This is a genomic window from Sinorhizobium terangae (genome assembly GCF_009601505.1).
Taxonomy (GTDB): Bacteria; Pseudomonadota; Alphaproteobacteria; order Rhizobiales; family Rhizobiaceae; genus Sinorhizobium; species Sinorhizobium terangae.
Genome location: NZ_WITC01000068.1, coordinates 1 through 10,696, shown reverse-complemented (window position 1 = coordinate 10,696; position 10,696 = coordinate 1). Strand labels below are relative to the sequence as shown.

7 protein-coding genes and 3 pseudogenes are annotated in these 10,696 nt (G+C 59.6%); 7 read left to right on the top strand and 3 right to left on the bottom strand.

Features of this window, described 5'->3' with window-relative positions; all coding sequences use genetic code 11:
* Nucleotides 1–114: 114 nt before the first annotated feature.
* Genes GHK62_RS18155 through GHK62_RS18145 form a run of 3 tightly spaced genes read right to left on the bottom strand, consistent with a single transcriptional unit; the run spans nucleotide 115 to nucleotide 3,289 of the window.
* Complete coding sequence (locus tag GHK62_RS18155) at nucleotides 115–1,113, bottom strand: site-specific integrase (RefSeq protein ID WP_153439764.1); 999 nt, start codon at nucleotides 1,111–1,113, stop codon at nucleotides 115–117.
* Complete coding sequence (locus tag GHK62_RS18150) at nucleotides 1,110–2,054, bottom strand: tyrosine-type recombinase/integrase (protein WP_153439765.1); 945 nt, start codon at nucleotides 2,052–2,054, stop codon at nucleotides 1,110–1,112. Before GHK62_RS18150 ends, GHK62_RS18155 begins: the two co-directional genes overlap by 4 nt.
* Nucleotides 2,051–3,289 carry a site-specific integrase gene (locus GHK62_RS18145; protein WP_153439766.1) on the bottom strand — a complete coding sequence of 413 codons (1,239 nt, stop codon included), beginning with the start codon at nucleotides 3,287–3,289 and terminating at the stop codon, nucleotides 2,051–2,053. The genes GHK62_RS18150 and GHK62_RS18145 overlap by 4 nt, the downstream gene beginning before the upstream one ends.
* Before the next feature lie 151 nt (nucleotides 3,290–3,440).
* On the opposite strand from GHK62_RS18145, the pseudogene GHK62_RS18140 reads away from it, so the two are divergent.
* The 7 genes and pseudogenes from GHK62_RS18140 to GHK62_RS18105 form a co-directional block, all read left to right on the top strand.
* Nucleotides 3,441–3,620: pseudogene (locus tag GHK62_RS18140) on the top strand (tyrosine-type recombinase/integrase); the annotation flags it as partial.
* A 9-nt stretch (nucleotides 3,621–3,629) separates the two neighbouring features.
* Nucleotides 3,630–4,805, top strand: a complete 1,176-nt coding sequence (locus GHK62_RS18135) for an IS91 family transposase (protein ID WP_153440539.1) — start codon at nucleotides 3,630–3,632, stop codon at nucleotides 4,803–4,805.
* Between the two features lie 411 nt (nucleotides 4,806–5,216).
* Entirely contained in the window at nucleotides 5,217–5,705 is a 489-nt protein-coding gene (locus tag GHK62_RS18130) for a helix-turn-helix domain-containing protein (RefSeq protein WP_234886953.1), read from the top strand.
* Nucleotides 5,706–6,209: 504 nt separating this feature from the next.
* Nucleotides 6,210–7,451: pseudogene (gene ltrA, locus GHK62_RS18120) on the top strand (group II intron reverse transcriptase/maturase).
* Nucleotides 7,452–7,531: 80 nt separating this feature from the next.
* Nucleotides 7,532–8,020: pseudogene (locus GHK62_RS18115) on the top strand (IS630 family transposase); the annotation flags it as partial.
* Between the two features lie 212 nt (nucleotides 8,021–8,232).
* Complete coding sequence (locus GHK62_RS18110) at nucleotides 8,233–9,264, top strand: IS110 family RNA-guided transposase (RefSeq protein WP_153436562.1); 1,032 nt, start codon at nucleotides 8,233–8,235, stop codon at nucleotides 9,262–9,264.
* 452 nt (nucleotides 9,265–9,716) lie between these two features.
* Nucleotides 9,717–10,696, top strand: a 980-nt coding sequence (locus tag GHK62_RS18105) for an IS110 family RNA-guided transposase (RefSeq protein ID WP_153436563.1), incomplete at its 3' end; no start/stop codon positions are given.

Genomic DNA, 10,696 nt, shown 5'->3' with positions numbered 1-10,696 from the left:
CACTATCTACCCTGCCGGACTATGTCGGGAAGCTTTTTCCTCAACAGTAAATGACTGAGGAATAAGGATATTTCTTACAGAATCTCCCAAGCTACCCGACATAATCTATCCGATTTACAGGCTGTTCAAGAACCCCAACAAATTGTCGTCAGGTCGGTAGCGGGATGATTTGCCGGAATATGGGGAGGTCTTTGCCAAGGCGGCCTCCTTCATCGCCAATGTCGCCTCGAGATAGATTTGTGTGGTCTCGACCGATTCATGGCCGAGCCACAAGGCAATCACGGCGCGGTCGACGCCCGCTTGCAGCAGGTCCATGGCCATTGTGTGCCTCAGGCGATGAACAGTGACGCGCTTTCCGTTCAGCGATGAGCATGTGCCAGAAGCAGTCTGGCGGTGCTTGTTCAAGATGTACTGGACACCATGAACGCTGAGCCGCTCGCCTCTGGCGCTGGGAAACAGGATGCCCTCTTCTCCGCGCTGAGGTTCCTTCAGCCAGCTTCTCAACACTTCGGTTGTCGACTTGGCGAACGGGGTGCATCTTTCCTTGCGCCCTTTGCCGATGACGCGCAGATGAGCGCCTGCGCCGAAGAACAGATCGTCCCGCTTGAGACCGGTGATCTCCGATAGCCGCAAACCGGTCTGCACGGCGACCAGGAGAAACGCGTGATCACGCCGCCCGGCCCATGTCGATCGATCTGGTGCGGCCAGCAGTGCATCCACTTCAGGGCGGGTCAGGAAGCTGACGAGCGTTCGAGTGAAACGCTTGCTGGGAATGGCAAGAATACGTTGAATTTGAGCGGAATGTTCCGGTACCTCGAAGGCCGCGTAGCGAAAGAATGAATGAATTGCCGTGAGGCGTAGGTTGCGGCTGCGGACGCTGATCCCTTGGTTGCTCTCAAGCTCATCAAGAAAGGCCGTAATCAACGGGGTGTCGATCTCCTCGAAGCTCAGGCGAGACGGCGCCTTATGCAAAGTTCGTTCGGCGAACTTCAACAACTGCCGAAACGTGTCCCTGTAGGAACTGATCGTATGGGGGCTTGCCTGACGCTGTTGCATCAGGCGTTGAATAAAAAAGCGCTCTAAAAGCGGCGCCAGACTGGCATACTTGATCATGTCCGATCCTCCCAGCGGCGTTCAAGACGGCGCATCGCCTCTGTCATCAGCTCAGGCGAGGCGCTCAGATACCATTGCGTATCGGCCACGTGGGCATGGCCGAGATAGGTGGATAAAATGGGCAAAAGCCGCTCTGGATCTTGCTCGGCTTGATACCAGCGCAACAGCGTATTTGTGGCGAAGACGTGCCGCATGTCGTGCAGACGCGGGCCGTGACTGTCATCGATCCCGCGCAGGCCAATCCGCCGGGACAGAGCATAAAATGTTCGATGAATGTCACCCACGTCGAGGCGATTACCTCGATAGGATGTGAACAAATAAGGGGACGCCGCCAGGGCCGAGTTATGTCGTTGTCGGCGTTTAATCAGATCTTGTAGCACCGCGCACGTTGATGCGTGCATGGGCACGAGACGGGACTTTCCGAACTTCGTGCCGCGGATCGTCAGCACCATGGCGTCGAAATCGATGTCCGAAAGCTTGAGGTTCCGGGCTTCGCCGAGGCGCAGGCCAGCAACGCTTAGCAATCCGAACAGGCAGTAGAATGTCAACGGCCTGAGCTTGCAGCAGGTGTATCGGCACGGCATCTCAAGTGCGGCGGACAGAAGACGCCGGATGTCGGCATGGGAGTAAAGATAGGGTAGCGCCCGCTTCGGGCGAAAAGGCAGCAGCCCGTCAGGCGGAATTTGTGTCCGCGGATCGGTGGCGACCCAATGACGGGCAAATCCGCGCACGTAACCCAGCCGTGCCGCCCAGTGAGAGGGCTGCGTATGGGATGGCCGCTGGGCCCATTCGAGGGCCAGTTCCATGGTGATATATGGGGCATCGTTGGCTTCCAAGAAACTGACGAAATCGATCAATCCTCTTCCCGCTTCTCGTAGCTTGAACCCCAATCCGCGGCGCATCTCGATATAGTCGTGGGCAGCCTGTCGGAGTGCGCTCATTGAACTTCTCCCGGCCATGCCACAGCCAATGTTCGCAGGGCGTTGAGGTCAACCTTGGCGTAAATCGCCGTTGTCTCCATATGACGGTGCCCCAGAACTTCGCCGATCTCACCGAGCGAGGCGCCGCCACGCAGCATCTCTGAAGCGAGGCCGTGGCGGAACTGGTGCGCTCCTGTTGTGGGGGCATTGATATCGGCCCGCCGAAGGCAACGGCGGATGACGCATCCAAACCCACTCGGACCCTCGAATCCCCGGATCGGGGCCTTGTCGCGCAAAAAGACACGGCGGCAGGCACTTCGTGGCCGCCCGTTCCGTAAGTAATCGGCGATAGCCTCACCAACATCAGCTGATAACGGCAAGTCATTGCGTTGACTGCTCTTGCCCCGGACACGGATCTGCCCGGCGACCCAATCGATATCGTCAAGATCAAGCGTGATCACCTCGCTCGAACGAAGGCCGAGCCGCGCCAGCATGAGGATCATGGCATAGTCGCGGCGTCCCATGGGTGTCTGGCGATCGATGCTGGCAAGCAACCGGGTTACATCGTCACGGCTGATCGCACGAGGAATAGACGAAAGCCTCCAGTTGGCGACGATCGGGACCGCGGCAGCCAAATCTGAGGTGATATCCCCGTTATAGCGCGCATAGGAAAGAAATGATCGCAACGCGGTGGTCATGATCTTCGCGCGTCTTATGTTCAAACGCGAAGTTCTCTTTTGAACAAAGTCGGTCACGTCGACAGCGCGCAACTCTGCGAGCAAAACAGCACCATCACTGAAGCAGAAATTGAGGAAATCCCGGACGACTGGCCGGTAATTTACAATTGTTTTGCGGTTCAGGGCGCGGGCGTCTCGCAGATACGACTCGTATGCCTGCACATGCAGTTCGATCGGCGACGGCTGATACTCGTCCTTGACCTCTTCGGGCATGGCACCGACACTTCGCAAAAAATCCAGCAAGTGTCGGAGAGCGGCGTCATCTCCACGCTTTGGCCGGCGAAATTGTGCTCGCTCCCGCAAATAACGTCCTGGGTGTTCTCCACTTATGCCAGCTAGAGCAATCCGGTTTTGCCAAAGCCAACTGCTGAAACCGGCCGCCATAAGCACCTGGTTCCTCGTTGAGACAAGACTGTAGCCCCGACCAACGAGCCATTCAGCAAACGAAATAATATAACTCGCGACGGGCCCTTCAGGAGGCCGCGACAACGCAAATTGATCATTGATGCGATACTTCATTGTTTGCTCCCTTCCCAAGCTGAATTGCTGGAAGGGCTACGAACTATCTCTACACGCTATCTATAAATCCTTGATACCTCTGATCGAAATCTAGTTACCCGACATAGTCCGGCAGGGTAGATAGTGCCGCTTATGTGGAGGACGACATAGCCGCCACAGCTTTGCCACCCATCTGCTCGAGAGCGGCGTCGATATCCGCATCATCCAGGTGCTGCTCGGACACACCCACCTGTCGACGACGGCGCACTACACCCAGGTGGCGACAACCACGATCGCCCGGACAGAGAGCCCGCTCGATCGGCTGCGCCTCGAGGTCGTGTCGCCGGCCTGAGATCGTCCCATGCGACCGGCGCTGGAGGTGGCGGATATCTTCCGCCGCCATGGCCCCGCCTATCGTCATACCCATGACGGTCATCTCGGCCGGGGGGAGCGCCGCGTCATGGCGGCGATCGAGTTGTGCCGGACGGCGGCGCTCGGCGGCCATGTCGAGACCTGCGACGACTGCGCCTTAAGCCGCGTCGCCTACAACTCGTGTCGCAACCGCCACTGCCCCAAATGCCAGGGTGCCGCGCGCGATCGCTGGCTCGCCGACCGCCAGGCCGATCTGTTGCCGGTGCCGTACTTCCATGTCGTGTTCACCGTGCCGGCCGAGATCGCCGCAATCGCCTATCAGAACAAGCGGCAGCTCTATACGATCCTGTTCGAGGCGGCGGCCGAGACGCTCAAGACCATTGCCGCCGATCCCCGGCATCTCGGCGGCGAACTCGGCTTCCTCGCCATCCTCCACACCTGGGGGCAGATGCTGACCCATCACCCGCATCTCCACTGCCTTGTCCCCGGCGGCGCCTTGTCCGCCGATGGCGGACGCTGGATCGCCTGTCGCCGCCGCCGTTTCTTCCTGCCGGTCCGGGTGCTCTCCCGGCTGTTCCGCCGCCTGTTCCTCGAGCGCTTGCTGGCAGCGCAGGCGGCCGGAGGGCTGCGCTTCTTCGGCGCCCTTGAACCGCTTAGCCACGGCAACGCCTTGGCCGAGGCGCTGCGTCCGCTGCGCAAGAAGCGCTGGGTCGTCTATGCCAAGCCGCCGTTCGGATCGCCCGAACGGGTGCTCACCTATCTCGGCCGCTACACCCATCGCGTCGCCATCGCCAACAGCCGCCTCGTCAGCGCCGACGCCACCGGCGTGACCTTCCGCTGGCGCGACTACCGCCACGGCAATGCCCCACGCTCCATGACGCTGGCACCGCACGAGTTCATCCGCCGTTTCCTGCTCCACTGCCTGCCCGACGGTTTCCACCGCATCCGCCATTACGGCTTCCTCGCCAACGGCATTCGCCGCGCCCGGCTCGCCATCATCAGGCGATTGCTGGCCGATGCTCCGCCGCAACGCCGCCGGCCCGAAGCCGGTGGGCCCGGGCACCAGCGCGCCCCCTTCGATCCGACAGTCTGTCCCTGCTGCGGCGGCATCCTGCGCATCACCGCCAGGCTGCCGCGGGCGCGACCATGGCCCGACACGTCATGAGGGCACGCCGCCGCGCCCATTGGTCCCGACAGCCTTGCCGCACCGGCCCTCGTCGATGCGACAGCGGCCTGTATCCCCTGCGCATCCCGCTCCGGTTCTGGCTCTGCCAAAGCCGCGCTCAAGACCCCGGTGGCCCCCGCAAACACCACCACTGGACGCCGCCGCAGCGCGGCATCGCCCTTGCCGCAGCGGCACGCGCCATCACTACCGGCGCGCCAAGATCAACCGCCGCAGCACTAAATCCATAACGCCGTGCCAGCGTCAGCGGGCCAGTTCAATCCGGCTTCAATGAGGTCGCGCACGGCGTCCGGTCGCCAGCGCATCCCCGCGCGACCTCACAGAACCCTCTGGATTCGCAAATCGGCTGAGATGTGATTCCCTGGTCATACCGGAGAAGGATGGCCGGCATGGATGACGCGACCTTATTCGGAAGACCTTCGCGAGCGGGCACTGGCCCGATTGAGTGCCGGGGAGACAACGCGGTCAATCGCGGCTGCACTTTCGATCGCTCCCTCCTGTGTTTCGAAATGGAAACGGCGTCTTGCCGAGACCGGCTCTCTTGAGCCCGGCCGTGTCGGCGGACGCAAGAAGCGAACCCTGTCGGGCGAGCGGGCCGACTGGTTGCGCGAGCGCTGTCGATCCGGCCCGTTCACGACACGGGGATTGGTGGCGGAACTGGCCGAACGTGGCATCAAGACCGACCGCCGTGCCGTTTGGGTCTTTGTTCGGGCCGAAGGCCTGAGCTCCAAAAAAAAACCGGTTCTGCCGGCTGAGCAAACGCGACCGGACATCGCCCGCAGGCGGCTGCGCTGGAAGACCCATCAGCACCGGATCGAAGCCCGTCGGCTGGTGTTCATTGACGAAAGTGTGCTGCAGAGCAGCGGAAGGAGTTCAGTATGACCCCGTGACGTAAAGCTGCGTGAATGATGGGGGACGACCCCCCGAGATCGGCTTTCAGGAGCGGGTCTCAAACCAGTCCGAGCTGCTGCGGTAAAGAGCGGTGGTGGTGAGCGTCGGATGAAAAGTTCGGACGAGATCCGAGCAGGTGAGTGTCCGAAAGACGAACGAAAGTGAACCCTCCGAAGACGCGCCGTTATGAATAAAGCGTCGTCGAAACCAGGACCGTTTCGTCATCCTGGGACAAGTCCGCCGGGTGCCTGATGACTGGGCGGGCGGCGACCGGCGTAGAGGGGGCGTGAGTCGGATACAGGCTTTTACGCGGAACTGCAGGAACCAGGCTCCTGATGCCAAGGGAGAAGCCCAAGCGGAGAAACCGCAAGGCGAGAGTACCGATGCAGGAGACTGGGGCGGACCGATCCGTATGAGCGTCGAGGGCTCTGTAATGGGGCCGGAGCAAAGGGATCGGATCAGGTGGTCGTATTGTTTGGAACAACTGGAAACAGGATGACTTCGATAGGTACGACAAGCAAGCCGTTTCGAGTTGAGAAACGGCAAACGGTCAAAGCCAACCATGACGCAGCCGGAGTGGACGGTGTGACCTTGGAGATGTTCGAGACAGATCTTGCGAGAAATCTCTACAAGATCTGGAATCGGATGTCGTCAGGGACCTACTTTCCGCCGCCGGTGCGTGCCGTCTCCATTCCAAAGAGAACTGGAGGCGAAAGGGTTTTGGGTGTGCCGACCGTCAGCGATCGGATCGCGCAGATGGTGGTCAAACAGATGATTGAGCCGGATTTGGACTCGCTCTTTCTTTCGGACTCCTACGGGTACAGGCCGGGAAAATCGGCTCTGGATGCTGTTGGGGTGACGCGTCAGCTGTGCTGGAAGTACGATTGGGTTCTGGAATTCGACATCAAAGGGCTGTTTGACAATCTTCCGCATGATCTCTTGCTGAAGGCGGTCAGAAAGCACGTCAAATGCAGCTGGGCTCTGCTCTACATCGAAAGATGGCTGACAGCGCCTATGGAAAAGAACGGAGAAGTCATTGAGCGAACCCGTGGCACCTCGCAAGGGGGCGTGGTCAGCCCAATCCTTTCGAATTTCTTCCTGCATTACGCGTTTGACGTCTGGATGACCCGGACACATCCGGATCTTCCATGGTGTCGGTATGCGGACGATGGTCTGGTGCACTGCCGGACCGAGCAAGAAGCAGAGGCCCTCATGGCCGAACTTCAAGCGCGGCTGGCAGAATGCGGACTTCAGATGCATCCGACTAAGACCCAGATCGTCTACTGCAAAGATAATCGGCGCCGGGAAATGTATCCGACTGTCAAATTTGACTTCCTTGGATACCAGTTCAGGCCGCGACAGGTGGCGACGTCACAGCGGAACGAGTTCTTCTGTGGCTATACCCCAGCGGTCAGTCCGGCGGCGCTAAAATCGATGCGGGCCACGATCAAGAGCTTGAACATACCGCGGTAAACGCCGGGGACGCTGGCTGAAATCGCCAAACAGATCAATCCGCTCCTGCGGGGATGGATTGCCTATTATGGGCGGTTCAGTCGTTCGGCCCTGTTCTCTCTGGCTGACTACGTCAATCGGAAGCTCAAGGCTTGGATCATGCGAAAGTACAAGCGCTTTCGGTTCCACAAGACCCGGACGTCGCAGTTCCTGCGGCAACTTGCCCGAGATAGGCGGGACCTCTTCGTACACTGGCAGGCGTTCGGAACGAACACGTTTACCTGATGGGAGCGGTGTGAATCGAGAGGTTCACGCACCGTTCTGCGAGAGGCCGGCCGGTGAAACTCCTCCGGCCTACTCACCCCTGGATCAAGACGAATATGGCGGCGCTCAGGGGCTGGGCGCCGCGCGGCCGGCGGCTCGCTGCGCCGGTCCCGCACGGCCACTGGAAAACCCTGACCTTCATCGCCGCCTTGCGCTGCGACCGGATCGATGCACCCTGGGTCATCGACGGGCCGATCAACGGCGAGCTCTTCACCCTCTACGTCAAGAAAGTCCTCGTGCCCACCCTCGCCAAGGGCGACATCGTGATCCTCGACAATCTCGGCAGCCATAAGGGACACGCCGTGCGCCGCGCCGTCAGGGCCGCAGGGGCACACCTCTTCTTCCTGCCGCCCTACAGCCCTGACCTCAATCCCATCGAACAGGTCTTTGCCAAGCTCAAGCATCTCATCCGGAAAGCAGCCCCGCGGACCGTCGAGGCAACATGGCGCAAGGCTGGTGAATTGCTCGACGCTTTCTCGCCAGACGAATGCGCCAATTACCTCAGGAACTCAGGCTATGCTTCCGTATGAAAGCAGCATGCTCTAGCCGTGGCGCGCTGATCATCCCTGCCCATGCCGGAGAACGCGGCGACCCAGCCGCCACCTACACATGGGGTAATCGCGGTGCGGCTGCCCCCGGCAACTTTTTGCAAGATGATGCTGTCTGGGTTGGTTGCCCCCGATAGGATGGAAAATACGGGCTCACGATTGGAACCGGGCCCAAACATCGAATGGAGGCAACCATGGACCAATATATAGGGCTCGACGTTTCATTGAAAGATACTGCGATCTCGATCCGGGAGGACGGGAAGCGGATCTGGCGGGGGAAGCGCGCTTCGGATCCAAAGCTGTTGGCGCAGGTGATCCGCAAGCATGCCCCGAACGCAAAACGCGTCATATTCGAGACGGGGCCGCTGTCGACGTGGTTCTATCACGCACTGACGGCGGAGGGGATCCCGGCTATCTGCATCGAAGCGCGGCACGCGCAAAAGATATTGAACGAGACGCTCAACAAGACAGATGCCAATGATGCGGATGGCTTGGCCCAGCTGGCCGAAGCCGGCTTCTACAAGGCGGTCCGGGTAAAGTCATTTGACAGTATGTTGACGCGCACGCTGGTCGGCGCCCGCAATCAGCTGCTGAGCATCTCAACCCAACTTAGCAACCAGATCCGCGGCCTGATGAAGACGTTCGGCCTTATCATCCCTAAAGGAACGGGTCGGGTGTTTGATGGCAATGTGAGAGAGCTTTTGGCTGGGAATGACGACCTTGCACGGATCATATTGCCCCTGCTTGAGGCGTGGCGCGACATTCGCAAGCGCGCGGCCGATCTTGATCGGCAGTTGCTCGCAGTGGCACGGCGGAGCCAGGCTTCGAAGCTTCTGACGACGATCCCAGGCATTGGCGCCGTTACGGCGGTGTCCTACATCGCAGCGATTGAAGATCCAGACAACTTCCGAACGTCGCGCTCGGTTGGTGCCTGGCTCGGGCTAACAACGCGGCGCTACCAGTCAGGTGAGGTCGACTATAACGGCCATATCTCGCGTAGAGGTGACAACCATCTGCGGGGGCTGTTGTATGAAGCGGCGACAGTGCTTCTCACGAGCGCCAGTGCCAGGACCGAGAGTAGCCTCAAGAGCCGGGGGCTTCAGCTGCGTGAGCGGTTGGGCTTCAAGCGCGCTGCGGTGGCAGTCGCCCGGAAGCTCGCGGTCATCATGCCCAGCATGCTCAGGACAGGAGAAGTCTTCAACGCATCGGCTGGCGCCATCGCATAAGCAACCGCCAGCTTCCGCCCTCAGCGCGTCAAACCTGATTTGAGGCACTGAGCGTCCCTGCTGCGGACGTCGGTTGGATCATTCCGCTACGAGTGGCTGCAGCTCGTTGAGACTGCGCGCTACACATAGGAAGGTCCTGCCTGCGAAGCCCATTGTGCGGCGACATTCGTCGACCGCGAAGACAACCCTGCTCCCCAGCACCGGATATAGCTCCGAAGGACATGGCCGCTGAGCGCCGACCCACCGATCAATTTACTCTGCGTTGCCTACCCGCAACCCGGCAAGGTCGCCGAATGCCTAAATCACCTTGACGACTGGAATGCGATTAGATGGGATATTCGGCTTTGCGCCTCATCGTTGACCATGGTGGATTGCGGTGCTGCGCTTCTGGCTGATGGTAAAACGAGGTCATGTCTTTCAACAGCCTCAAACATCAAAGGGAGAAGCGCAACATGAAACACTATTGTGCACTGGATGTGTCGGTGAAAGAGACCGCGGTTTGCATTGTTGATGAAACAGGCAAGATTTGCCGGGAGACGAAGGTTGCCACTCACCCTGATGATTTGATCTTGGTGATGAAGGACCCGAAGTGGCAGATTGAGCGGATCGGTCTTGAAGCCGGACCACTGTCGCAATGGCTTTATGAAGGACTTGCGAAGGCAGGATTGCCCGTGATCTGCATCGAGACCAGGCATGCCAAGGCATTTTTGAAAGCTCAACCGAACAAGACGGACCGCAACGACGCGCGTGGCATAGCCCAGATGATGCGCGTCAATCTCTATCGGCCTGTGCATGTGAAGACACTGACGAGCCAGAAGCACCGGGCATTGCTGACCGCGCGCAAACTCTTGCAGGAAAAAGCCATCGCCATCGAGAATGACATTCGCGGATTGTTGCGAAACTTCGGCCTGAAAGTCGGATTGGTCGGCAAGGTCAAATTCGAGGAGCGGATCAAAGAGCTCGTCGAAGACAGACCTGAGCTTCGCGAAATCATGCAGCCTTTGTTGACTGCACGCAAACTGCTGCGTGAAGAGTTCACCAGGCTGCACAAGAAGGTTTTGGATTTGGTCCGTGAAGATGAAGTCTGCCGCCGGTTGACGACGATCCCCGGCGTCGGCCCCGTTGTCGCACTCACCTATACGGCAACCATCGATATTCCTGCGCGGTTTGCACATTCAAAAGCGGTCGGTTCTGTGCTCGGCCTGACGCCGAGACTGAACGAGTCTGGTGAAAGCAAACGGGTCGGGCGAGTATCCTGTTGTGGTGACGCGATGATGCGATCCCTGCTTTACGAAGCAGCGCAAGTCCTGCTGGCAAATGTTAAGAAATGGTCGTGGCTAAGAGCCTGGGCGATGAATATCGCCAAACGCCGCGGCAGGCAAAAGGCGGTTGTCGCCTTGGCCCGACGGCTTGCGGTGATCATGCATCGCAT